Source organism: Aquabacterium sp. (assembly GCF_035476535.1).
Classification (GTDB): domain Bacteria; phylum Pseudomonadota; class Gammaproteobacteria; order Burkholderiales; family Burkholderiaceae_C; genus Pseudaquabacterium.
In genome coordinates, this window is sequence record NZ_DATILJ010000288.1 from 1 (window position 1) to 22,645 (window position 22,645).

At 69.1% G+C, this 22,645-nt stretch carries 22 protein-coding genes; 12 read left to right on the forward strand and 10 right to left on the reverse strand.

Going from position 1 to position 22,645, the window contains the following annotated elements; genetic code table 11:
* Positions 1-211 precede the first annotated feature (211 nt).
* From sctT to sctC, 4 genes are read left to right on the forward strand one after another with little or no spacing between them, the layout of a single operon-like run.
* Positions 212-1,009, forward strand: coding sequence for a type III secretion system export apparatus subunit SctT (sctT, locus tag VLK61_RS28155; protein WP_325426312.1), 798 nt, complete (start codon positions 212-214; stop codon positions 1,007-1,009).
* 15 nt (positions 1,010-1,024) lie between these two features.
* On the forward strand, positions 1,025-2,101 hold the full coding sequence (gene sctU / locus VLK61_RS28160) for a type III secretion system export apparatus subunit SctU (RefSeq protein WP_325426314.1): 1,077 nt from the start codon (positions 1,025-1,027) through the stop codon (positions 2,099-2,101).
* Positions 2,098-2,499: a CesT family type III secretion system chaperone gene (locus VLK61_RS28165; RefSeq protein WP_325426316.1), complete on the forward strand. Its 402-nt coding sequence runs from the start codon at positions 2,098-2,100 to the stop codon at positions 2,497-2,499. The genes sctU and VLK61_RS28165 overlap by 4 nt, the downstream gene beginning before the upstream one ends.
* Positions 2,496-4,151 (forward strand): type III secretion system outer membrane ring subunit SctC, encoded by a 1,656-nt coding sequence (sctC, locus tag VLK61_RS28170; RefSeq protein WP_325426318.1) that lies wholly within the window; start codon positions 2,496-2,498, stop codon positions 4,149-4,151. Before VLK61_RS28165 ends, sctC begins: the two co-directional genes overlap by 4 nt.
* A gap of 791 nt (positions 4,152-4,942) precedes the next feature.
* On the opposite strand, the gene VLK61_RS28175 is transcribed toward sctC, so the two are convergent.
* From VLK61_RS28175 to VLK61_RS28205, 7 genes are all read right to left on the reverse strand, one after another.
* The gene (locus VLK61_RS28175; protein ID WP_325426320.1) at positions 4,943-6,163 is read right to left on the reverse strand and encodes an ROK family transcriptional regulator; all 1,221 of its coding nucleotides are present in this window, start codon (positions 6,161-6,163) and stop codon (positions 4,943-4,945) included.
* Positions 6,153-6,608 (reverse strand): RbsD/FucU family protein, encoded by a 456-nt coding sequence (locus VLK61_RS28180; RefSeq protein WP_325426322.1) that lies wholly within the window; start codon positions 6,606-6,608, stop codon positions 6,153-6,155. Before VLK61_RS28180 ends, VLK61_RS28175 begins: the two co-directional genes overlap by 11 nt.
* A 66-nt stretch (positions 6,609-6,674) precedes the next feature.
* Positions 6,675-7,466, reverse strand: coding sequence for an ATP-binding cassette domain-containing protein (locus tag VLK61_RS28185; RefSeq protein WP_325426323.1), 792 nt, complete (start codon positions 7,464-7,466; stop codon positions 6,675-6,677).
* A gap of 1 nt (position 7,467) precedes the next feature.
* The gene (locus VLK61_RS28190) at positions 7,468-8,439 is read right to left on the reverse strand and encodes an ABC transporter permease (RefSeq protein ID WP_325426325.1); all 972 of its coding nucleotides are present in this window, start codon (positions 8,437-8,439) and stop codon (positions 7,468-7,470) included.
* A 416-nt stretch (positions 8,440-8,855) separates the two neighbouring features.
* Entirely contained in the window at positions 8,856-9,761 is a 906-nt protein-coding gene (locus VLK61_RS28195; RefSeq protein ID WP_325426327.1) for a YihY/virulence factor BrkB family protein, read from the reverse strand.
* A 24-nt stretch (positions 9,762-9,785) separates the two neighbouring features.
* The gene (locus VLK61_RS28200; RefSeq protein ID WP_325426329.1) at positions 9,786-10,955 is read right to left on the reverse strand and encodes an AI-2E family transporter; all 1,170 of its coding nucleotides are present in this window, start codon (positions 10,953-10,955) and stop codon (positions 9,786-9,788) included.
* A 122-nt stretch (positions 10,956-11,077) separates the two neighbouring features.
* Entirely contained in the window at positions 11,078-11,380 is a 303-nt protein-coding gene (locus VLK61_RS28205; RefSeq protein WP_325426331.1) for a hypothetical protein, read from the reverse strand.
* Between the two features lie 245 nt (positions 11,381-11,625).
* Between VLK61_RS28205 and VLK61_RS28210 the strand changes: the two genes are divergently transcribed.
* Positions 11,626-13,980 carry a penicillin-binding protein 1A gene (locus tag VLK61_RS28210; RefSeq protein WP_325426333.1) on the forward strand — a complete coding sequence of 785 codons (2,355 nt, stop codon included), beginning with the start codon at positions 11,626-11,628 and terminating at the stop codon, positions 13,978-13,980.
* A 79-nt stretch (positions 13,981-14,059) separates the two neighbouring features.
* Positions 14,060-15,193, forward strand: coding sequence for a metallophosphoesterase (locus VLK61_RS28215; protein ID WP_325426335.1), 1,134 nt, complete (start codon positions 14,060-14,062; stop codon positions 15,191-15,193).
* Positions 15,194-15,453: 260 nt separating this feature from the next.
* Here the strand turns inward: VLK61_RS28215 and wrbA are convergent, their stop codons facing one another.
* On the reverse strand, positions 15,454-16,062 hold the full coding sequence (gene wrbA / locus VLK61_RS28220) for an NAD(P)H:quinone oxidoreductase (protein WP_325426353.1): 609 nt from the start codon (positions 16,060-16,062) through the stop codon (positions 15,454-15,456).
* A 53-nt stretch (positions 16,063-16,115) separates the two neighbouring features.
* The gene (locus VLK61_RS28225) at positions 16,116-16,814 is read right to left on the reverse strand and encodes a hypothetical protein (RefSeq protein ID WP_325426337.1); all 699 of its coding nucleotides are present in this window, start codon (positions 16,812-16,814) and stop codon (positions 16,116-16,118) included.
* Positions 16,815-16,978: 164 nt separating this feature from the next.
* Here VLK61_RS28225 and VLK61_RS28230 point away from each other — a divergent pair, with 164 nt between their 5' ends.
* The 3 genes from VLK61_RS28230 (at position 16,979) to VLK61_RS28240 (ending at position 19,874) form a co-directional block, all read left to right on the forward strand.
* Complete coding sequence (locus VLK61_RS28230) at positions 16,979-17,977, forward strand: SDR family oxidoreductase (RefSeq protein ID WP_325426339.1); 999 nt, start codon at positions 16,979-16,981, stop codon at positions 17,975-17,977.
* Positions 17,978-18,090: 113 nt separating this feature from the next.
* Complete coding sequence (locus tag VLK61_RS28235; protein WP_325426341.1) at positions 18,091-18,843, forward strand: AraC family transcriptional regulator; 753 nt, start codon at positions 18,091-18,093, stop codon at positions 18,841-18,843.
* 86 nt (positions 18,844-18,929) lie between these two features.
* Complete coding sequence (locus VLK61_RS28240; protein ID WP_325426343.1) at positions 18,930-19,874, forward strand: DMT family transporter; 945 nt, start codon at positions 18,930-18,932, stop codon at positions 19,872-19,874.
* A 9-nt stretch (positions 19,875-19,883) separates the two neighbouring features.
* Here the strand turns inward: VLK61_RS28240 and VLK61_RS28245 are convergent, their stop codons facing one another.
* Positions 19,884-20,342, reverse strand: coding sequence for a DUF2214 family protein (locus VLK61_RS28245; protein WP_325426345.1), 459 nt, complete (start codon positions 20,340-20,342; stop codon positions 19,884-19,886).
* A gap of 101 nt (positions 20,343-20,443) precedes the next feature.
* On the opposite strand from VLK61_RS28245, the gene VLK61_RS28250 reads away from it, so the two are divergent.
* The 3 genes from VLK61_RS28250 to VLK61_RS28260 form a co-directional block, all read left to right on the forward strand.
* Positions 20,444-21,094, forward strand: a complete 651-nt coding sequence (locus tag VLK61_RS28250; protein ID WP_325426347.1) for a TetR/AcrR family transcriptional regulator — start codon at positions 20,444-20,446, stop codon at positions 21,092-21,094.
* A 2-nt stretch (positions 21,095-21,096) separates the two neighbouring features.
* The gene (locus VLK61_RS28255; protein WP_325426349.1) at positions 21,097-21,849 is read left to right on the forward strand and encodes a sulfite exporter TauE/SafE family protein; all 753 of its coding nucleotides are present in this window, start codon (positions 21,097-21,099) and stop codon (positions 21,847-21,849) included.
* A 14-nt stretch (positions 21,850-21,863) separates the two neighbouring features.
* On the forward strand, positions 21,864-22,645 hold a 782-nt coding region (locus VLK61_RS28260), incomplete at its 3' end, for an MBL fold metallo-hydrolase (RefSeq protein ID WP_325426351.1).

Genomic DNA, 22,645 nt, shown 5'->3' on the forward strand with positions numbered 1-22,645 from the left:
TTGGTTACTTTCTTCGGCCAGGAAGAAAGTGACCCGCCTGCCGGGGCGGAATCCCGGCGCAGTGCAACGAAGAATCACCGGCAAAGGCAAGACAGTCCAAACGTCCGCTTCCAGCAACCACCAAAGACCGCAATGGGCCGACTGCAGTCACGCGCACATGTGCCAACGATTCATGCGTCGCGAGTGGCGCGCAGCGCAATGAATCCCTGATATGGACGCCACCACCTACGCCGAGCTGCGCGCCTTCGCCGCCGCCTGGGGGCTGACGCAGCCGCGCATCCTGGCGATGTTCATCGCCGTGCCACTGTTCGCGCGGCAGCTGATGCCGGGCCTGTTGCGCCTCGGCCTGGCCGGCGGTATCGGATTGCTGGCCGCGCCGCCGCTGCTGTCGCAGCTGGATCAGGTGCCGCAGGGCCTGGCGCTGGCTTTGTGGGTCAGCAAGGAAGCCGGGCTGGGTTTCCTGCTCGGCTTCGTGCTGGCATTGCCGTTCTGGGCCTTCGAGGCTGCGGGCTTCTTCATCGACAACCAGCGCGGCGCCAGCATCGCCGCTACGCTGAACCCGCTGACCGGCAACGACAGCTCGCCGCTGGGCCAGTTGTTCAACCAGGCTTTCATCGTTTTCGTCTTCGTCAGCGGGGCCTTCGGGCTGCTGCTGTCGGTGCTGTACGAGAGCTTCACGCTGTGGCCGGTGCTGCAGTGGCGGCCGGCCTTCGCGGCCGACGGGCCGGCGCTGTGGCTGGGCCAGCTGGACGCACTGGTGCGCACCGCCATCGTCTGGTCGGCCCCGGTCATCGTGGCGATGTTCATGGCCGAGCTGGGGCTGGCGCTGATCAGCCGCTTTGCGCCGCAGCTGCAGGTGTTCTTCCTGGCCATGCCGATCAAGAGCGGGCTGGCCGTGCTGGTGCTGGCGGTCTACATGGGCACGCTGTTCAGTTATGCCGGCGAGTGGACGCGCGAGGTCTGGCAAGGCGGTACCCAATTCCTGCAACGCACTCTGACGGTGCGCTGACCGTGCGCTGAGGCCATGTCCGAAAAGACCGAACAACCCACCGCCAAGAAGCTGCGCGACGCGCGCCAGCAAGGCCAGGTCGCGCACAGCAAGGACTTCACGCAGACGGTGCTGATCCTGGCGCTGTTCGGCTACCTGATCGCCCATGCGAAGTCGCTGCTGGCCTCGTTGGCCGACATGATGCTGCTGCCGGCCTCGCTCACCGGCATGGCCTTCGACGCTGCCGCCGATGCGCTGATCAGCGGCCTGGCGCGCGCGGCGATCGAATTCTTGCTGCCCTTCATCGGCATCGTTGTCGTCATCGGCATCTTCGTGGAGATGCTGCAGGTCGGCGTGCTGCTGGCCTTCAAGGCCATCCAGCCGTCGGGCAAGAAGCTCGATGTCGGGCAGAACCTGAAGAACATGTTCGCCGCCAAGAGCTGGGTGGAGTTGCTGAAGTCGGTGTTCAAGATCGGCGTCGTCGGCAGCGTGATCTGGCTGCTGCTGGCGCATGAGATCGGCGGCCTGTTGACGGTCCCGCGCGCCGGCGTTGAAGGCGTGGGCGTGGCAGTGGGTGCGCTGATGGCCAGCCTGTTCAAGCAGGTGGCGGTGGCCTACTGCGTGATCGCCGGCTTCGACGGGGTCTACCAGCGCCTGCAGCACCGCAAGCAGCTGATGATGGGCAAGGACGAAGTGCAGCGCGAGTACAAAGAAATGGAAGGCGACCCGCACATCAAGCACAAGCGCCGCCACCTGCACCAGGAGATGCTGGCCGAAGGCGCGGTGCAGGCGGCGCGCAAGGCCAGCGTGGTGGTGACCAACCCCACCCACCTGGCCATCGCCCTGCGCTACGACGAGCCCGAGACCACGCCGCTGCCGCTGGTGCTGGCCAAGGGCGAAGGCGCGCTGGCCCAACGCATGAAGGACGCAGCCATCGCCGCCGGCGTGCCGGTGATGCAGAACATTCCGCTGGCGCGGGCGCTGATGGCCAGCGCCGAGATCGAACAGTTCATCCCGGCCGAACTGGTCGCGCCGGTGGCCGAACTGCTGCGCGCGGTGCGCGCCCTGAACGACGGCCACCACCACGGCCACGACCCGGAGGAGCCGCGATGACCCCCCATCCCCAGCTGCTGGCCTGCCTGCAGCGCAAGGGCCTGAAGTCCGACAGCGTGCGCCCCGATGGCCGCCTGACATTGGCGCTAGGCGACCGCGCCCGCATGCAGCTGCAGCCGCTGCCCGGCGGCGGCCTGCTGTTCGAAGCCCGCATCGCGCCGCTGCCGCCGGCCGGCCACCAGCGCAGTGAGCGAGGCGAGCGCATCGACACCTTGCTGCGCGCCGGCGCCGCGCGTCTGCGCGGCCACCCGCAGGCGCTGGTGATCGACGCCGAGGCCGAGGCCTTCATGCTGCAGCAGCGGCTGTGCGAGGGCTTGTCGCCGGTGGCTTTCGACGAGGCGGTGGACGACTTTCTGAAGTCGGTGGTGTTCTGGAAACACCTGGAGGCCGCGCGATGAAGCTGCTGTGGCGAAGCCTGGCCGCGGCGCTGCTGTGCGCCGGCCTGGCCGGAACAGCGCGCGGCGCCACGCCGCCCTGGCCCGAGGTGCCCTACACGCAGTACGCCGAGAACCTGCCGCTGGACAAGGTGCTGGGCGAATTTGCCGCCAGCTTCAGCCTGGCGCTGCAGCTCGACAAGGGCGTCACCGGCACCGTCAATGGCCGCTTCAACAGCCGCAACCCGAGCGAGTTCATCGAGCGCCTGGGCGGCGTCTACGGCTTCGTGTGGACGGTGCATGCCGGCACGCTGCAGGTCACGCGTGCATCGCAATCGGTGCAGCGTGCGCTGCCGGTCAGCGGCAACCCGGCAGCGATCAAGCGTGCGCTGTCCGACATGGGCCTGCTGGACCCGCGCTTCGGCTGGGGCGAACTGCCCGAGCAGGGCATCGTGCTGGTCTCGGGCCCGCCGGACTACGTGCGACGCATCGAGCAGACGCTGGCCCTGTTGCCGACCCAGGGCGCGGGCGGTCTGCAGGTGGCCGTGTACCGGCTGCGCCATGCCTCGGTGGACGACCGCACGATGATGTTCCGCGACCGCGAGATCACCACGCCCGGCCTGGCCACCGTGCTGCGCAACCTGATCAATGGGGCGGGCGGTGGCGCCAGCGACGTGCTGGTGTCGCTGGCCACGCCGTTGCGCACGGTGGCCGAGACCTCGCCCACAACCGTGGCCAACGCGGGCGCTGCGGCGGTCCCCGGCTCGACGGCCGCCGCCCAAGGCGCTACCGCCGCGGGCGCAGCCCCGGCCCGATCCTCGCGGCCGGCCGCATCACGCACGCCCAGCATCCAGGCCGACTCACGCCTGAACGCGCTGATCGTCCAGGACACGCCCGAACGCCTGCCGCTGTACGAGCGCCTGGTGGCGGTGCTGGACGTGCCGACGCCGCTGATCGAGATCGAGGCATTGATCATCGACATCAACGCCACGCGGCTGGACGAACTGGGCATCACCTGGGGCGGGCGCAACGGCACGCTGGCGCTGGGCTTTGGCAACCCCGCGGCCACGCTGGCGCAGGGCGCCTTGTCGGTGGTGAGCGGCGGTCGTGGCGTCACGCCGACGACGGTGTCGCAGGACACCGGCAACTACCTGGTGGCCCGCATCCGCGCGCTGGAAACCCAGGGCGAGGCGCAGATCCAGAGCCGGCCCTCGGTGCTGACGGTGGACAACGCCGGCGCGCTGATCGACCTGTCCGAGACCTTCTACATCCGCACCCAGGGCGAACGCGTGGCCACCGTCACGCCGGTGACCGTGGGCACCACGCTGCGCGTGACGCCGCGCGTGGTGGAAGCCGGCGACGGCCAGCCGCGCTCGGTGCGGCTGGTGGTCGACATCGAGGACGGCGCGATCCAGGACCGCACCGTCGATACACTGCCCACGGTGCGCCGCAGCGTGGTCAGCACGCAGGCCCTGGTGGACGAGGACGCCACGCTGCTGATCGGCGGCTACCGCAGCGATCAGAAGGTATCGAACGACGAGCGCATCCCCGTGCTCGGCGCGATCCCGCTGGTGGGCGCGCTGTTCTCGACCCGCAGCCACGACGTCCAGAAGCGTGAGCGCCTGTTCATGATCCGGCCCCGCGTGGTGGCACCGCTGGTGGCGGCCAAACCCTAGATCGGCCCCGTCTGCCGTGTTCCAGCGCACAGACGTGCGCGGCTTGCGTTGTGCAAGCTGTCGGAAAGGGACATCGCCATGAACCAGACCATCGTTTCGCGCCGTGTCGGGCGCGGTTTTCAGCTTTGAATGGAATGACAGCTTCTGGTTACCGCTGTTCCGGTTCGAGCGCGGTACCCTTGTACAGCAAGCCCGGCTCGCGGCAAATGCTGGGCGTGTTGGCCACGGTCTTTGACGAGCCCTGGCGCTATGGCTGTCCCAGCCCAACGCGTGGCTGGATCATCGCCGGCCGGTCGACCCGTTGGACACGAGCCTGAAGCGGGTGCTTGAAGCCGCACGCGCCGACCGTTTCATCGCGGCCGGCTGATCCTCGGCCGGTGGCGATGCCTCGGGCATGCGCTGACCGGCCCTTGTTGTCCCGAAGGAGTTTCCGTGAACCATCCGTTGTTGATTTCCTCGCTGCTGGTCGCCGCCGGTTTGTATGGATGTGACAAGCCCACCGTCGTCAATGTGCCGCCCCCCGCGGCCGCGCCGGCACCGGCCCCGGTTCCAGGGCCACCGGGGCCGCAAGGTGAGCCGGGCAAGCCGGCTGACAGCCCGACCGTGATCGTCGTGCCACCGCCGCCTGCCTCCGCGGCGTCGAACTGAGCGCCGGCCTTCGCGCTCGGCACGGGCACCGGCTCACGCCGGCCCGGTGGTTCAGCCGTGCATACGGCGCAGGTCTTCGGCCTGCTCACATGCTGGGGATGAACCCGCCAATGGGGCCGCTAATGCGGCCGCCAAGCGCGGGCTCATTCGACAGCGATCTTCAGGAACAGGTCGCGGTCCGGCGCGAAGTTGGCATACAGCGGCAGCAGCGCGCCGCCGATGGCGCGCGCGTCCGAGCCTATCGTGCCCGGCATCAGCCGCGGCGGGTTGATGCCTTCCCAGCTGTAGTCAGCCAGCGCGCGTTCGACGGCGGCCAGCAACGCCTCTTGCAGCTTGCGGCTGAAGGAGCCGTCGAGGATCACGCAGTCCAGGTCCAGCAGGCAGGTGGTGCCGTTGACCGCGAAGGCAATCGCCGAGGCTGCATCGGCCAGCCAGCGTTCGGTCAGCTTGAGCCAGGGCTTCTGAAGCGCGCGCTCGTCGGCCACTGCGGCGATGTCCAGCCCTTCGGCCTGGTACAGCCGCTCCAGGTTGTTCAGCGATGCCACGCTGAGCAGCTGTGCCGGCGCCGCCTGTTTGCCGCCCACCCGGGTAGCGCGCCCCATGGGCAGCGAGCCGATCGCGCCGGCATTGCCGTGCACGCCAGCGCGCAAGTGGCTGTCCAGCACCAGGCCGCCGCCGATGAAGGTGTCGACAAAGATGTACAGAAAACTCGGCGTGCTGCGGCCGCGGCCGGCCACCAGCTCGGCGACGCAGGCGGCGGCGGTGTCCTTCAATACCTGCACCGGCCAATCGCTGAGCTTGGCCACTTCAGCCCGCAGGTCGATGCCGGGCCAGCGCGCGGCCACTTCGGGCGGCATGTCCAGCAAGGTCTGCCAGCCGCCCAACGACAACGGCATCGCAATGCCGATGCCTTGCATGCGCTCGCGTGCCGTGGGGTCGAGCTTGCGTTTCACCGCCTTCAGGCGCTGGCCTATCTCGGCCAGCAGCTGCGCGGGTTCGGGGAAGGCGTAGTCGCCAGACCAGCGCTCTCGCACCGCACCGGTGAAGTCGACCAGCAGCACATCCAGGCTGCGGCGGCCGATCTTGATGCCGATGGCATAGGCGCCATCCGGGTTCAGCGCCAGCGGCACCGAGGGCTGGCCGACCTTGCCGCGCTGCGGCTCGCCCTTGATCAAGAGGCCATCGTGGAGCAGGCGCTTGGTGATCAGCGAGATGGTCTGCGCGGTCAGGTGCGTCAGCCGCGCCAACTCGGCGCCGGGCAGCGCACCGTGCAGCCGTATGGCCTGCAGCACCACACGTTCGTTGAACTGGCGCAGGCCGCCCTGGCTGGAGCCCCGCGGCCGCAGATGCGGATCAGGTGGCAAGCGGCTCTCCGATCACACCCTTTTTGAACAGGAAGTTGGCATAGGGCTGCAACTCGCCGGTGTGCACGATCGCAAAGGCCTGGCGGGCTCGTTCGTAGAAGCTGAATCGATCCATGGCTTCGCATTGTCCGGCACGCAACCAGCCGGCTGCCTCAAACGCGTCGATCGCGCGGCGCTGCAGCGCGCTGCGGTAGCCGTCGGGTGTATCGCAGACCTTCATATAGGCCACAGGTTGCGCGACCGCGGCATCCAGCGGCAACAGCGACAGCAGCGCGGCACTGGTGCGCTCGACACCGGCGCCGGGCATCACTATCACCGGCTTGCCGCGGCCCAGGCTGGTGGCCGTGAAGTTGGCATCGGCCACGACGATTTCGTCGCCATGGCCCATCTCGGCCAGTACCTTCAGCAGTTCGGGAGTCAGCAGCGGGTCTATGCCTTTGAGCATGGTTCGGGATTCCTTTTGTTCTCAATGCGCCAGGCGTCAGTGGGCCAGAGGTCAGTGAGACAGATGTCAGTGGGCCAAACATTCGGCTGGAATGTCCTCGGGCCGCATGGCGCCGGTCATCACCGCGACGGTATCGCTCATGCTGATCTTCTTCGGGTTCAGCACCGCGACACGGCGGCCCAGTCGCGCGACGTGGATGCGGTCGGCAATCTCGAACACATGCGGCATGTTGTGCGAGATCAGCACCACCGGCAGGCCTTTGTCGCGCACACGGCGGATCAGCTCCAGCACCATATTGCCTTCCTTGACGCCCAGCGCCGCGGTGGGCTCGTCCATGATCACCACATGCTGCGCAAAGGCTGCGGCGCGTGCCACTGCCACGCACTGGCGCTGGCCGCCGGAAAGCGTCTCCACCGCCTGCGTCATCGAGCGGATGCCGACCTTCAGGTCCTGCATGCGGGCGATGCTGATCTCCAGCATGCGCCGCTTGTCCAACATTCGAAAGACGCGGCCGGCCAGACCGGGCCGGCGCATCTCGCGGCCGAGGAACAGGTTCTCGGCAATCGTCATGGCCGGCGCCACCGCGAGGTCCTGGTACACCGTCTCGATGCCGGCGCGCCGCGCCTCGATCGGGCTCTTGAAGCGAATGGTCTGGCCATCGAGCCGGATCTCCCCTTCGTCCGGCGCCACGGCGCCAGACAGTGCCTTGATCAGCGAGGACTTGCCGGCGCCGTTGTCGCCGATCACCGCAAGGATCTCGCCGGCGCGCAGTTCGAAGTCCGCGCCGTCGAGTGCGACGACCTGGCCGTAGCGCTTCACCAGGCCGGTGGCTTGCATCACGATGTGAGGGGCGCTCATGTCAGCGGCTTCCTTTGCGAGACAGTTGGTCGGTGGCGACGGCCAGGATCACGAGGATGCCGGTCACCAGGACTTGATAGATCGACGAGACGCCCATCAGCGTCAGGCCATTGCGGAACACACCGACGATCAGCGCGCCGACCAAGGTGCCCAGCACCACGCCACGCCCGCCGAACAGGCTGGTGCCGCCCAGCACCACTGCGGTGATCGCATCCAGGTTCTCGGTCTGCCCGGCATTCGGGTCCCCGACACCGGTGCGCGCCACGCTGAGCCACGAAGCCAGGCCGTAGAACACGCCGGCCATCACATAGACGCCGAGCAGCACCTTCTGCGTCGGTATGCCGACCAGCCGCGTCGCTTCGGCGTTGTTGCCGACCGCATACACATGCCGGCCGGCAGCGGTTTCGCGCAGCACGAACCAGGTCAGGCCGAACAGTGCCAGCATCAGCAGCGTGCCCCAGGCCACCTCGGTGCCGGCGATCGTGAAGGTATTGCCCAGCCCGGTCATCAGCGGCGGCAAGCCGGTGATGGTCTGCGAATTCGAGTACAGCTGCGTGATGGCAAACGCGATGTTCAGCGTGCCCAGGGTGACGATGAAGGGCGGCAGCTTGATGCGCGTGACCAGCAGCCCGTTCAACAGACCGAACAGCGTGGTGACCGCGATGCCGCACAGGATGGCCAGCGCAGGCGGCACGCCCAGGTCGGTGGCGAACTTGGTCATCACCACGCCGCCCAGCGCCATCACCATGCCGCAGGACAGGTCGATGCCGGCGGTCAGGATGATCAAGGTCTGGCCGATCGCGATGACGCCGACCACCATCACCTGCTGCAGGATCAGCGACAGGTTGCCGCCGCTGAGGAAGCGGTCGGTCTGCGACGTGAAGAACAGGCAGGCAGCCAGCAGCGCGATCAGCGGGCCCAGGGTGCCGATATGCGCGTGCAGCGGCGCCAGCTTGTCTTTCAGCGAACTCATGAGGGTATGTCCTGTGGGGCTGGGCGGGCGTTCAGCGCGTTGCTCAAGCGTGTGGCCGGGCGGCACGCGGTGGGTGTGGGGGGTCATGGCAGCCTCGGGGCTGGGGATCCAGCGGGTGGCGCAATTCTCGGCACTGCGGTCTAATAAATCAAGCTGAGTGATTTAATGGTTAACCCTGGGGACTGATGGCCATGTTCATCGTGTGCGGAGAGGCGCTGTTCGATGTGTTCGTCACCGGCGATACGCCCAACGGCATGGGCTGCGATGCTCGCATCGGCGGCTCACCGTTCACCGTCGCGCCGGGGCTGGCGCGGCTGGGGCAGCCGGCCGGTTTTCTCGGCGGCATAGGCACGGGCCTGACCTCGGCCAACAACGCTTCGCGCGCCTGCTACGGTCTGAAAGGCGGCAGCTCCGGCTCAGGCCGCCCCGGTGGTGAAAGGCTCGGCCGGCAGTCCGCGGTGCACGGCGCCCAGCCGTTCGTATTCCGAGATCACCTGCGCGCCCAGCAGCAGCAAGGCGGCCGCCAGCTCCAGGCTCAGCAGCACGGCAATGGCGGTGGTCAATGAACCGTAGACCGTGCTGATCTGCGACAGTGTCGCGAAATACCACACGAGCACATGGCGCGATAGCTCCCATAGCACCGCGGCGGTCAGGCCGCCGATCAGCGCATGGCTCAATGACAGGCGGCCGACCGGCATGACGAAATACACCGAGGTCAGCGCAATGACCTCGCCGGCGAAACCCAGCAGGTACAGCAGCAGGCCGGACAGGCCGTGCAGCGACCAGCTGCGGCCGAGGAACGCCAGCTCCTCCTGGCCGATGGCCTGCAGGCTGCCGGCCACCAGCGTGACCAGCAGCAGCCCGAGGCCCAGGCACAGGATGTACAGGTAGGGCATGATCGCCGAGACCAGGAAGCGCCGCCGCCGGATCGCCACGCGGTGGTGGAAGATCACCGACATCGCGTTCTCCAGCACCGTGAAGGCCAGCGAGCTGAAGAACAGCATGGTGGCCAGCAGCAGCCAGCCCATCACGTCGCGGTGGGCGAGAAAGTTCGCCAACTCGGCGACGATGGCGCGCGATTGGCCCGGCACCAGCCATTCGAGGTAACGGCCCAAGGTTTGCAGCAGCATTTGCTGGTCGATCACGTGCGACAGCGCGATCACCGTCAGGATCAGCAGCGGCACGATGGACAGCAAGGCGTAGTAGGCCACCGCGCCGGCCAGCAACAGGCCCTGGTTGGCACGAAACGCCTTCAACGTGCCGAGCACGAACACGCCTGGATGACGTGCAATGTGAGCGGCCTGCGGTCCGAACCAGGACATGGCGGCGAGCTCGGCGTGGCGGGCTCAGGCCGACAGCAATTCGCCGGCCGGCTTCAGCGAATCGATGCGGTCGCAGACGGCCTTCAGCGCCATCAGCAGCGGCGCGCCCAGCAGCAGGCCCCAGACGCCCCACAGCCAGCCCCAGGCCAGCACGCCGACGAAGATCACCACCGGGTTCATGCGGCAGGCGCGGCCGGTGAGCCAGGGCGTGAGCAGCTGGCCGGAGACGATGTGGATGGCCAGCGCGGCGCCGCCCAGCAGCAGCGCCATGCTGGGCGTGCCGAACTGCATCAGCGACACCAGCATCAGCCCGCCGGCGGTGGCCAGCGCGCCGAGGTAGGGCACCATGTTCAGAACGCCCGCGGCAACACCCCACACCGCGGCGCGTTCCAGGCCCACGGCCAGGCACACGCCCCAGGTGGCCAGGCCGACCAGCGCGCTGATCAGCAACTGCACCAGCAGGTAGCGCTGGATCTGCTGCGTGATCTCGTCGAGCAACTGGATCGTGATCTTCTTGCGGCTGAAGTGCGGGCCAGCAATCTTCACCATCTTGCGCCGGAACATGTCGCCCGAGGCCAGCAGGAAGTAGGTGATGAAGATGACCGTCAAAGCCTGCCCGACAAAGCCGACCAGGCCCAGCGTACCGCTCCACAGATAGTCCTTGATGTTGAAGCGCGGCCGCTCGACCTGCACGCGGGTCACGCCCCGGTTGGTCAGGGGCGGCGCGCTGCTGCTCTCCTCGGCGGCCTGCTCCAGCTTGCTGGCGGCCTGCTGCACCTTGGCAATCGCGCCACTGGGCGCGCCGCGTGGGCTGCGCAGCGATTCACGCAGTTTCTGCGCCGCGCCAGGCAGCGATTCGACCAGTGCCGTGGTGTCGTCGCTCAGCGAATAGACCGCCGCGCCGACACCTCCCAGCACCGTCACCATCAGCAGTGCCGCGCCGATGGCCCGCGGCACATGCCAGTGCTGCAACCGGTTGACCAGCGGTGACAAGGCATAGCTGAACATCACGCTCAGCAGCAGCGGGATGAACACCGCCTGCGCCCAGTGCAGCGTGTACAGGCTGGCCAGCAGCGCGATGAGTGCAATGGCGGCGCTGCGCACATCGATCGGCATGTGCAGAGGCAGGCGATCGGGTGCAGGCGCGGGCGTGTCATCGGCCAACGCCGGCGCGATCGAGGGACCGGCTGGCATGAATCAACTCTCCCGTGACGTCACGGGTAGTGTGCGGTCCTCAACGCGCGTGCACCAGCGGCGCATGGCGCACGCTGCTGTCGGACGTGTCTGACGTGCCGGGCCTGCGGCACGCGCCGGGCTCAGCGCCGCTGCCAATGGCCCGGTGCGGCGCGCCAGCCGCTGCGGTCACGGTGCCAGCGGTGCGCTTGCCAGTGGTAGCCCGGGCGGTGGGCCTGCCAGTGGCCGCCCACCCACACATGGCGGTGGCCCACCCAGTTCCAGTAGCCGCCGATCCAGAAGTAGCCGGGGCCGGGCGCCACGGTCACCACCTCGGCCACCTCGCCCGGCGGCGCAGTGGTCACCGCGCCGCCGTAGTAGCCGTCGTAGTAGCGATCAGCCGGCACGACGACGCAGCCGGTGAGCGTGCCGACGGCAGCGGCCAACAGCGCGCGCCGGAGCGTGAGAGTCCGCAGAAACCAGTGAGACTTGCAGGCAGCCATGGCAGCACCACCGTTGCGTGAAGAGGATGACTTTTCAACGTCGCCGGCGATGTCAGCGCGCACAGCCCGGATTTTCTTTACATGGTTTCGCCGGCCCCGGAGACCCGCCCGCGTCGAGCGGCCGGTGGGCACGTCGATTGCCGGAGGGTCGGTATTGCCAATGGCGTGCGAGGGCTCAGGTGGTGCAGGTGAACAACAGGCGTCGGGTGGTCGGCCGCATGGCATGGGGCGCGCTGTGGGCGTTGCTCGGCGTGGCGCTGGCCGGCGGCCTCTTCATGCTGCTGATGTTGCCGCTGGCCCCGGGCGTCGACCGCCTGCACGAGGTGCAGCAGGCCCGGCCCAGCGTGCTGATGTCGGTCGATGGTGTGAAGCTCGCGGAATTCAGCCGTGCGCAGCAGCAGCGCATAACACTGGCGCAGGTGTCGCCACATGTCGTGCAGGCGCTGATCGCCACCGAAGACGCACGCTTCCACCAGCACCGCGGTGTCGATGTCTACCGCACGCTCGGTGCGGCATGGCGCACGCTGATGGGCGACACGCAAGGCGGCTCGACGCTGACGCAGCAACTGGCGCGCAACCTGTTTCCGGAAGAGATCGGCCGCTCGCGCACGCTGACGCGCAAGGCCAAGGAACTGGTCACTGCGGTGCGCATCGAGCGCGTGTTCACCAAGCCGCAGATCCTGGAGCTGTATCTCAACACCGCCCCCTTCCTCTACAACGTGGTCGGCATCGAGATGGCGGCCCGCACCTACTTCGACAAACCTGCCGCCGAGCTGGATGTGCTGGAGAGCGCCACCTTGATCGGCATGCTCAAGGGCACCCACTACTACAACCCGATCCGCTACCCCGATCGGGCCCTGAAGCGGCGCAACGTGGTGCTGACGCAGATGGTCAGGCACGGCATGCTGGCGGACGCACAATTCCAGGCGCTGAAGGACCGGCCGCTGACGGCGCAGCTGAACCGGCAGCCCGATCTGATGGGCGATGCGCCGCACTTCGCGATGCACCTGCGCAAGGGCCTGATCGCCTGGGCCGACGAACACGACCTGAACCTCTACACCGATGGCCTGGTGGTGCAGACCACCATCGATTCGCGGCTGCAGCAGGCCGCGACGCAGGCCGTGCAGCGCCAGGCCGATGCGCTGCAGGCGGTGGCCGACGTGGAATGGAGCGCCGCCGGCCTGCGCGTGCAATCCGGCTCGGCGCAGGCCTATGCCAAGGCGCGTTCACGCGTGCAGCCGTTTGCGCACTTCTGGCGGCAACGGCCCGAGCTGCTGTCGGCCTGGCTGCGTGAACGCCCCGAGTACCCGCAGGCCTTGAAGCAGACCGGCAGCGAGGCCGCGGCGCTGCAGCGGCTGATGGCCGATGGCGCGTTGGTGCAGGGCCTGAAGCAGGCCAAGACGCGGCTGGAGGCCGGCTTCCTGGCGATGGACCCGGCCAGCGGCGAAGTGCGGGCCTGGGTCGGCAGCCGCGGCTTTGCGCAGGACCAGTTCGATCACGTCGCGCAGGCCGCGCGCCAGCCGGGCTCGACCTTCAAGCCCTTCGTCTACGGCGCCGCGCTGGAGAGCGGCATCAGCCCCGACCACAGCTATCTCGACGAGCCGATCGAGTTCGTGCTGGCCGACCGCAGCGTCTGGCGGCCCACCGACATGTCCGAGGCCAGCTACCAGGGCATGCCCATGCGCGAGGGCTTGATCCAGTCGAAGAACACCATCACCGCGCAGGTGGCGCACGAGGTGGGCGTTGGCCGCATCGTCGCGCTGGCCCGTGCGCTGGGCGTCGACCAGAGCACGCTGGACGCCGTGCCCTCGCTGGCGCTGGGCACCAGTCCGGTCAGCCTGCTCGAGATGGTCAATGCCTACGCCAGCATTGCGCAGCTCGGCGAGCATCACCAGCCGCTGATGATCCGCCGCATCAGCGACCGGCATGGTGCGGTGCTGGCCGAGTACGGTTCGCAGACGCGGCGGGCGATGTCGGAGGCCGCGGCGGTCGAGTTGATCGACATGATGCGTGGCGCGGTCGATCGCGGCACCGGCACGCAGATCCGGTCGCGCTTCGGCGTGGTGGGCGATGTCGCCGGCAAGACCGGCACGACGCAGAACAACACCGACGGCTGGTTCATCCTGATGCACCCCTCGCTGGTGGCGGGGGCCTGGGTGGGCTTCAACGACGCCCGGGTGACGATGCGCAGCAGCCACTGGGGCCAGGGTGGGCATGGGGCGCTGTTGCTGGTGGGCGACTTTTTCCAGTCCGTGGCCAAGGCCGGCGGGCTGGATGCCAAGGCGAAGTTCCCGCCGTCACGCCGACCGCCACCGCCGCCGAACCCCGAACCGCAGTCCGAGGGCGCCCTGCAGCCGCTGGAGCCGCCGGAGGGACCCTTGATGCCGCGGCAAGCACCGCCCGCTGTGCTGGAGGTCGGGCCTCTGCAGCCGGAAGCTCCGGCCGCGCTCGACGAGCCGGCGCGCGTGCCGATCCTGTCGGCGCACACCCTGAGCCCCGCGCCGTCGCCGCCGCCTTCGGTCGACCCGGTCCTGCGCCGGTGATTGAAAACGCGGCCATCTGCGCCATATGCCAGGGTCCGGCGCGCCCGCGCCGCCTGGGTGCCCCCTCGCGCCTGAACCGATGCCACTTCGTTTGTTGTCGTTCCTGCTGCATGGCCTGATCGCCTGGCGGCTGCTGCCGGCCTGGCAGGCTTGGCCGGTGCTGCAAGCCAGCCTCGCGCTGCTGCTGCTGAGCTCGGCGTGGCTGATGCCGCTGGGCCTGAGCGGGCGCAACATGCAGCGCAGCCGCTGGTCGCGCGCGCTGATCTGGGGCGGGCTGATCTGCCTGGGGCTGTTCTCCTCGCTGTTCGTGCTGAGCTTGCTGCGCGATGTGGCCTTGCTGCTGCTGGCGGCGGCGAATGCGCTGCTGGGCTTGGCGCTGCCGATGGACACGCTGTCGCAGGTGAGTGGCCGCGCGGTGGCCCTCGTCGCCGCGCTGGTCACGCTGTGGGGTCTCGTCAACGCGCGGCGCACCGCGCGCATCGTCACGGTGGAGGTGCCGATCGCCGACCTGCCGCCGGCGCTGCACGGTTTCACGATCGCCCAGCTGAGCGATGTGCACGTCGGCCCGACCATCCGCCGCGGCTACCTCGAGGCCATCGTGCAACGCGTCAACTCGATCGATGCGGACCTGGTGGCAGTGACCGGTGATCTGGTCGACGGCAGCGTGCAGGACCTGGCGTCGCATGTCGCGCCGCTGGCCGGGCTGCGTTCGCGGCACGGCAGCTTCTTCGTCACCGGCAACCATGAGTACTACTCGGGCGCGGCGGCCTGGGTGGCCGAGTTGCGGCGGCTGGGCCTGCGCGTGCTGCTGAACGAGCATGTGCTGCTGCAGCAGGGCCCGGCGCAGCTGCTGCTGGCCGGCGTCACCGACTACGGCGCCCACCATTTCGATGCCCTGCAGCGCAGCGACCCGGTTGCGGCGCTGCAGGGCGCGCCGGCCAGTGCCAAGGTGCGCGTGCTGCTGGCCCACCAGCCGCGCAGTGCCGCCGCGGCGCAGCGCGCGGGCTTTCATCTGCAGCTGTCCGGCCACACCCACGGCGGCCAGTTCTGGCCCTGGAACCTGTTCGTGCCGATGCAGCAACCCTTCACCGCCGGCCTGCACAAGTTGCAGCAGCTGTGGGTCTACACCAGCCGCGGCACCGGCTACTGGGGGCCGCCGAAGCGGCTGGGCGCGCCGTCGGAGATCACCCGTCTGCGCCTGGTGCCGGCTTGAGTGTCAGCCCCTTGTATCTTCCCGTCTAAGCGATTTCTGGTTTTCATGCCTTGAGTCGCTTGATAGCCGTCGCGCGCTGTGGGGAAGTGGGCAGAGGTTGGCGCGGTGGGCAACGCGCAGCGTTGTCCACGGCAAGCCGACCGGTTCGAGCGCCAGCTCGAACTGTCCACTTGTCCACAGCGCCGTGGCCCGGTAGTTGCTTGGCACCTGCGGCGCCTGGAACGGCCCGGCGCTGGCTTGTTGCCTGTTGTCGGGCAAGCTCAGGTGGGCCGCGCCAGCTTGGCGGCAATGGTCGCCACATGGCGGCCCTGGAAGCGGGCCATGCCCAGTTCCTGCTCGCTGGGCTGGCGCTCACCCTTGTTGCCGGTGATGGTCGATGCACCGTAAGGGCTGCCGCCCTTGATCTCGTCCAGCCCCATCTGGCGTGATTCGCTGTACGGCAGGCCGACGATGACCATGCCCTGGTGCAGCAATGTCACGTGGAAGCCGAGGATCGTGCTCTCCTGACCACCGTGCTGGGTGGCGCTGGACGTGAACACGCTGCCGACCTTGCCGACCAGCGCGCCCTTCATCCACAGCCCACCGGTCTGGTCGAGAAAGTTGCGCATCTGCCCGCTCATGTTGCCGAAGCGGGTCGGCGTGCCGAAGAGGATGGCGTCGTAATCGGGCAGTTCCTCGGGCGTCGCTACCGGCGTGGACGCGTCGAGCTTGGCGCCGAGCTGGCGCAGCGCCTCGTCCGACAGGGTTTCGGGCACCCGCTTGATCGTGACATCCACCCCCGGCACTTCACGCGCGCCCAGCGCCTCGGCCTGGGCCATCTGTTCGATGTGACCGTGGATGCTGTGGTACAGCACCAGAACCTTGACCATCATTCACCTCGCAGCATGGAAGCCTGCCAGGTCGGGGCAAACGGGGTGCCGCTTCAGTCGTCCTTTGCCGGGTCCTGCGCCAGGCCCGCCGTCCACAGTACGGCCGAGGCGCTGAAGATCGACGCCTGGCCGCCGGCAATGCCGTCCCGCGCCAGCCGCACCCAGACCAGCGTGTCGTGGTGGCTGCCGGGAATGCGGTCCTTCGAGCGTTCGGCCACCAGCCAGGCATGCAGCGCGGCGTAATGCTGCGGGTGCCGCTGCTGCGTCCAGGCCAGTCCGACCAGGTCGCCAAAGGCTTCCTCGCGGCGCGCCGCCTGCATGTCGGCATAGGCGGCGCGCAGCGTGGCGGGCAGTGCCTCGGGCTCGGCGGGGGTGAAGCCGGCGGGCAGCGAATACCAGGCGCCGTCCAGGTAGCGCCGGCAATGGCCGAGTTCATGCGCGGCCATCAGCTCGAGGGTGGGCGCCAGCAGCGCCGGCGCGATGCGGTCCAGCGTGGCCTGCGCTTCCGGGTTGCCGCGCATCGACAGCACCAGCTTGCAGCGGCCATCGACGAAGGCCAGCGCCAGCGGCGCGGCTCCCGGCGTGGGTTGCGGCTGCACGATGACGTCGAGCGGCAACTGGCTGGCCTTCGCGAAGGCCAGCACCGGCTGCGCACCTTGCAGCCAGCGCAGTTCCGTCGGACTGAGTTCGGCCGCCAGGCCCGGCCCACAGGCCAGCCAGCCGGCACACAAGCCGGCGAGGTATTTCCACACGCGAAGACTCCTGCGATTCACCGGATCTTCGCCCGCAGCCGCCGCGGCAAGAGGGGCTCTTACAGTTGTTCGGCGGAGGTCGTGTGTTGCGTCACGCAGCTTGCAAGGGCGGGCAGGCACGCCACGTGCCCGGAGTCCCGAATACAGGCGCGAAGGAGGTCCCGATGATCCGACTCGACCAACCCTGGCGAGAGGCAGACAGCAGTCTGGCTACCCAGCGTGAGATCCAGCGCGACCAGGACCAGCGCGACGCCCAGGAGCCGCCCCCGCCGGCCGGCCAAGAAGACCCGGCCGTGCAGGCCGGCGCGCGCGAACAGCCGCGCGACATGCCGGCCCAGCATCTGCGCAAGCCCGGCCATGAGAGCGACTTGTTGCTGCGGCCGCGCTTCGAAGCGCCGGACTACCGTGGCAGCGGCAAGCTGCGTGGCTTCGGCACGCTGATCACCGGCGCTGATTCCGGCATCGGCCGCGCGGTGGCGGTGCTGTTCGCGCGCGAAGGCGCGGACGTGGCCGTGGCCTACCACTCGTCCGACGGCGATGCCGAAGAGACCCGCCGCTGCGTCGAAGCCGAAGGCACGCGCTGCCTGTTGCTCAAGGGCGACGTGACCGACGATGCCTGGTGCCGCCGCGCCGTGCAGCGCACCGTGGCGGCGTTCGGCCGCCTCGACGTGCTGGTCAACAACGCCGCATTCCAGGAGCACACGAACGCGCTGGAAGACCTGGACGACCGGCGCTGGATGCTGACGCTGAACACCAACATCGGCGGCTACATCCGCATGGCGCGTGCCGCCTTGCCCTACTTGCCGCGTGGCGGCTCGATCATCAACACCGGCTCGGTCACCGGCCTCGAAGGCAGTGCGCACCTGCTGGACTATGCCGCCACCAAGGGCGCGATCCACGCCTTCACCAAGTCCCTGGCCAGCAACCTGCTGGAGCGCGGCATCCGCGTCAACGCCATCGCGCCCGGCCCGGTGTGGACACCGCTGAACCCGGCCGACAAGCCAGCCGACGAGGTGGCCAGCTTCGGCCACAAGACCGACATGAAACGCGCCGCGCAGCCGGAAGAGTTGTCGCCGGCCTATGTGTTCCTGGCCGCGCCGAGTTGCGCCGGTTACATCACCGGGCTGGTGTTGCCGATCACCGGCAGCATCGGTGCGATCTAGCGGGCGGCAAGCGCGGCGGCAAGTCCTGGCGGCCTGCTGGCCGTGGCCGCTCTGTCAGGCCTGCGCAGGCCGGGCAGGCGCTGCGCCGGCGCCGCGGCTAACATCGGCCGCAGATGAGCCTGCTCCACACCCCCAGCATGACCGTGCGCAGCTACCCCGCCGGCGGTGGCCTGCACGCGCATGGCCATGCCCAGGCGGTGCTGCCGCTGCAGGGCGCGATGGCGCTGGCGGTGGGCGAGCGCGGTGCCGATGACGGCGCTGTCTGCGAAGGCGTGGTGCAGGACGGTGTCGGCGTGCTGATTCCCGCCGGCCTGCTGCATCGCTTCGGCGCGAGCGGTCCCAACCGTTTCGTCGTGCTCGATTTCGACTGCGCCGCGAGCGCCGGCCGCTTCTTCACGCTGGACCGCTCGCTGAGCCATCTGCTGCACTACATCCACGACATCGCCGGCCCGGCGCGTGAGGCGCAGCTGGCGCCCGAGGTCCAGCGCCACGCCACCGCGCTGCTGTGCGACGCGGTGCTCAGCCGCACGCTGCTGCAGCCCGCACCGCGCCTGAGCGCCGAGCTGCAGCAGGCGCTGGCGCTGATGCAGCAGCGTTTCGCCGAGCCGCTGCGGGTGGCCGATGTCGCGGCGGCGGTGGGCCTGTCGGCCAGCCACCTGCATGCCGAGTTCCGGCGCCAGCTGGGCAAGAGCCCGGCGCGCCACCTGGCCGATCTGCGCCTCGATGCGGCGGTCGCGCAGCTGCGCGGCGGCACGGCGCCGATCGCGCAGATCGCGCTGCGCTGCGGTTACTCCGAACAATCGGCGCTGAACCGTGCGCTGCGCCAACGCCTGGGCACCACGCCGGCGGCGCTGCGGCGGTCATAGCCTCGGTCAAAGACGCCATTGCCTGCGTCAAGACGGCTGCGTTGCCGGCGCCTAGGCTCGCCCCTGTGTCGACAACGGCTTTCACCATGACCCCCAGTTCTTCCCTCGATGCCGGCCTGCCCGCTGCGCGGCCGGCCCAGGTGGCGCTGGCCGGTGCCGGCATGGCGCTGCTGGCCGCTACGCTGTGGGGCACCACCGGCACCGCCCAGAGCCTGGCGCCCAGCGGGCTGCCGGCCACCTGGGTCGGCGCCTTGCGGCTGGTGGTGGCCAGCCTGTTCTTCCTGGCCTTCGTGCTGCTGCAGCGTGAACCGCTGCGCCGCGGCCTGGCGCAACTGCGCTGGCAGCCGGTGCTGCTGGCCGGCGCCTGCATCGCCGCCTACAACCTGGCGTTTTTTGCCGGCGTGCGCGCCAGCGGCATTGCGGTGGGCACGGCCGTGGCCATCGGCAGCGGGCCGATCTGGGCCGGCCTGCTGGAAACGCTGTTCACGCGCCAGGCGCCGCGGCGGTCCTGGTGGTGCGGCACGTTGCTGGCGGTGGCCGGCGGCAGCCTGCTGGTGCTGGCCGGCACGGCGCAGCTGCAGGCCTCGCCGCTGGGCATCGCCCTGTGCCTGATCGCCGGCTTGTCCTATGCCGCGTACGCGCTGCTGAACAAGCAACTGGTGACCAACGCGCCGCCGGCCATCGCGACCCTGGCCGTCTTCGGCAGCGCCGCACTGATCGCCACGCCACTGGCCTGGGCCCTGGCCGGGCCGGTCAGCGTGACGGCCAGCGGCGCGGCCGTGCTGTTGTACCTGGGGGTGGTGGCCACCGGTGTGTCCTACCTGCTGTTCAGCAGCGCGCAGCGTCACATCGCCGGCAGCACCGCGGTGACGCTGGCGCTGGGCGAGCCGATCACGGCCTTCGGCTTGGCCATCCTGGTGGTGGGTGAACAGCCGCGGCCGGCCGCCTTCATCGGTCTGGCGATGGTGATGGCCGGCCTGGGCGTGGTGGTGTGGACCGAGTGGCGCGCGGCGCGTCAGGTCGGACTCTAACGCCCATCATCACCGGAAGCTGGTGACGCCGCGCGCCATCATCGCGGCCAGCAAGGGCAGGGCGGTGAGCAGCAGCACCTGCACCCGCAGCAGCAAGCGCACGCGGGCCAGTGCGGCGGCATCGGGCACGAAGCCGCTCTGGCGCCTGGCGGCCTTGGACCACCCGATGAAGCGCACGGTAGGCAGGATCGACAACAGGGCGATCGCGACGAAGAGCCCGAACTTGGTGTGGAACACCGGATTGGCCAGGTAGTAGACGCCGCCCTTGGCGCCCCAGAACAGGCGCATGCCGCCGGTGAGCAGTGTTGCCGCCGCGAAGGCGCCATAGGCGCTGTCGACTTTGCGCAGTCGGTGCAGCGCGTCGCCTTGCAGGCCGGGACGGCACAGCACGAGTTCGCTGACCAGCAGGCTGGCGGTGCCGATCAGCGCGAGGAAATGCAGGTAGGCCAGCAGGATTTCGGGGTTCATGGGGTGTCCTTGTCAGCGGTGCGAGAACAGGTGATGTTGACAGTGGCTACATTGAAACGATAGGCCATAATGTTTCCACTGTCAACTTGACGAGGTGCTGCATGGCCCGTGCTCACGCCGCTGCCGACGCGGCCGCTGACAGCGGCAAAACGCGCTACCACCACGGCGACCTGAAGAACGCGCTGCAGGCGGCGGCGTCGGCGCTGATCGCGCAGCGCGGTGCCGAGGCCGTGAGCCTGCGCGAGATTTCGCAGGCCGCCGGTGTCAGCCATGCCGCGGCCTATCGGCACTATGCCGACAAGCAGGCCTTGCTGGCCGACTTGGCCGAGGCGGGTTTTCGCGAGCTGATTGCCATCAACCGCCGCACCGTGGCGGCCACGGCCGGCGGGCCCGCGGCGCAACTGCAGGCCTGCGGGCGCGCCTATGTGCGCTTTGGCGTGCGCCAGCCGCAGCTGCTGCAGCTGATGTTCGGCGCCGCCATCACCGATTGGCAGGCCCACCCCTCGCTGGCCGGAGCCAGTGCCGCGCTGGCCGACACGCTGAGTGATGTGGTCAAGGCCGGGCAGGCCAGCGGCGCGCTGCGCGAAGGCGATGTCGGCGACCTGACGCTCACCGCCTGGTCGCTGGTTCATGGCCTGGCGCTGTTGATGGCGGGGCGGCGCATTCCGCAGGCCGCGGTCGATGCCGCCTTCGTGCGCCGGGCCTCGCAGCGCTGCGTCGCGCTATTGATCGACGGCCTGGGCAGGCGCTGAGCATGAGCGTCGATCTGTTGCTGTTGTTGCTGGTCGGTGCCGCCGTTGCCGGCTTCGTGCAGGGCTTGTCGGGCTTTGCGTTCGGCATGGTGGCGATGTCTTTCTGGGTCTGGGGCATCGAGCCGCAGATCGCCGGCGTGTTGACGGTGTTCGGCGGCCTCACCGGCCAGATCGTCGCGGCGGTCTCGACACGCCGGTCCTTGATGCACGCGGTCTTCGTGCCTTACCTGCTGGGCGGCCTGCTGGGCATTCCGCTGGGCGTGCTGGCGTTGCGGGTGATCGACCCGCCGATGTTCAAGGCGCTGTTCGGCCTGCTGCTGGTCACCTGGTGCCCGGCGATGCTGTTCTCCGGCCGCATTCCGCGCATCCACCACGGCGGACGGCTGGCCGATGGCGCGGTCGGCGTGGTCGGCGGCGTGATGGGCGGCATCGGCGGTTTCACCGGCGTGGCGCCAGCGCTGTGGTGCACGCTGCGCGGCTACGACAAGGACCTGCAGCGCACCATCGTGCAGAACTTCAACCTCGCCGCGCTGGCGGTGACGATGGCGGTGCAGGCGGGCACCGGCGCGGTCACGCGCGAGATGCTGCCTCTGTTCGCGATGGTCGCGCCGGCGATGGCCTTGCCCTCGCTGCTGGGCGCGCGCGTGCACCTGGGCTTGAGCGATCAGACCTCCCGCCGCATCGTGCTGGCCTTGCTCACGGCCTCCGGCGTGGCGATGATCGCGGCATCGCTGCCCAGGCTGTTGGCGCGTTAGCGCGCCTCGATCACATGAACCCCTACTACGACCCCAGCAAGCCACACCATCGGCCGGACGGCTTCCGCAACAACCACAGCGACGAGGTGACTCGCAGCCTGGCTGATGTGATGCGATGGCGCCTGGACGCCGCACGTGCCGGCGTGCCCAAGCCGCCGCAGGCTCCGATTCCCACGGCCTGCCCGGACCTGCCGCGTCTTCAGGCCTATGCGCAACAGGCGACGCACGGCGAGCTGTCGACGCGCGATGCCGGCCAGCCCAGCGTCACCTGGATCGGCCACGCCACCGCGCTGGTACAGATGGCCGGCCTGACGCTGCTGACCGACCCGATCTTTTCGCAGCGCGCGTCGCCGCTGCGTGCCGTCGGCCCCAAGCGCCACCAGCCGCCGGGGCTGGCGCTGCACGAACTGCCGCAGATCGACCTGGTGCTGGCCTCGCACAACCACTACGACCACCTCGACGAAGCCTCGGTCAAGGCACTGAACCGCCAGCCTGGCGGGCCGCCGTTGTTCGTCGTGCCACTGGGCCTGAAGCCCTGGCTGGCCGCGCGCGGCATCCGCCATGCGGTGGAGCTGGACTGGTGGGACCACCACCGCCTGCCGCAGCATGGCGTCGACGTGGTGCTGGTGCCCGCGCAGCACTGGTCGGCGCGCGGCCTGAACGACCGCATGATGACGCTGTGGGGCGGCTTCGCGGTGTTCGCCGACGACTGCCATCTGTTCTACGCCGGCGACACCGGCTATTCGCGCGACTTCAGCGATGTGCGCCAGCGCTTCGCCGAGCGCCAGACGGCGGC

Excerpts from the sequence above, each read along its gene's own strand:
- VLK61_RS28200 (WP_325426329.1), bottom strand. The coding sequence starts at position 10,955 with ATGCCAGCCGGTCCCTCGATCGCGCCGGCGTTGGCCGATGACACGCCC.
- VLK61_RS28245 (WP_325426345.1), bottom strand. The coding sequence starts at position 20,342 with ATGAACCCCGAAATCCTGCTGGCCTACCTGCATTTCCTCGCGCTGATC.
- VLK61_RS28255 (WP_325426349.1), top strand. The coding sequence starts at position 21,097 with ATGAGCGTCGATCTGTTGCTGTTGTTGCTGGTCGGTGCCGCCGTTGCC.
- VLK61_RS28250 (WP_325426347.1), top strand. The coding sequence starts at position 20,444 with ATGGCCCGTGCTCACGCCGCTGCCGACGCGGCCGCTGACAGCGGCAAA.
- VLK61_RS28180 (WP_325426322.1), bottom strand. The coding sequence starts at position 6,608 with ATGCTCAAAGGCATAGACCCGCTGCTGACTCCCGAACTGCTGAAGGTA.
- sctU (WP_325426314.1), top strand. The coding sequence starts at position 1,025 with ATGTCCGAAAAGACCGAACAACCCACCGCCAAGAAGCTGCGCGACGCG.
- sctT (WP_325426312.1), top strand. The coding sequence starts at position 212 with ATGGACGCCACCACCTACGCCGAGCTGCGCGCCTTCGCCGCCGCCTGG.
- VLK61_RS28195 (WP_325426327.1), bottom strand. The coding sequence starts at position 9,761 with ATGTCCTGGTTCGGACCGCAGGCCGCTCACATTGCACGTCATCCAGGC.
- VLK61_RS28240 (WP_325426343.1), top strand. The coding sequence starts at position 18,930 with ATGACCCCCAGTTCTTCCCTCGATGCCGGCCTGCCCGCTGCGCGGCCG.
- wrbA (WP_325426353.1), bottom strand. The coding sequence starts at position 16,062 with ATGGTCAAGGTTCTGGTGCTGTACCACAGCATCCACGGTCACATCGAA.
- VLK61_RS28185 (WP_325426323.1), bottom strand. The coding sequence starts at position 7,466 with ATGAGCGCCCCTCACATCGTGATGCAAGCCACCGGCCTGGTGAAGCGC.
- VLK61_RS28190 (WP_325426325.1), bottom strand. The coding sequence starts at position 8,439 with ATGAGTTCGCTGAAAGACAAGCTGGCGCCGCTGCACGCGCATATCGGC.
- VLK61_RS28165 (WP_325426316.1), top strand. The coding sequence starts at position 2,098 with ATGACCCCCCATCCCCAGCTGCTGGCCTGCCTGCAGCGCAAGGGCCTG.
- VLK61_RS28235 (WP_325426341.1), top strand. The coding sequence starts at position 18,091 with ATGAGCCTGCTCCACACCCCCAGCATGACCGTGCGCAGCTACCCCGCC.
- VLK61_RS28215 (WP_325426335.1), top strand. The coding sequence starts at position 14,060 with ATGCCACTTCGTTTGTTGTCGTTCCTGCTGCATGGCCTGATCGCCTGG.
- VLK61_RS28230 (WP_325426339.1), top strand. The coding sequence starts at position 16,979 with ATGATCCGACTCGACCAACCCTGGCGAGAGGCAGACAGCAGTCTGGCT.
- sctC (WP_325426318.1), top strand. The coding sequence starts at position 2,496 with ATGAAGCTGCTGTGGCGAAGCCTGGCCGCGGCGCTGCTGTGCGCCGGC.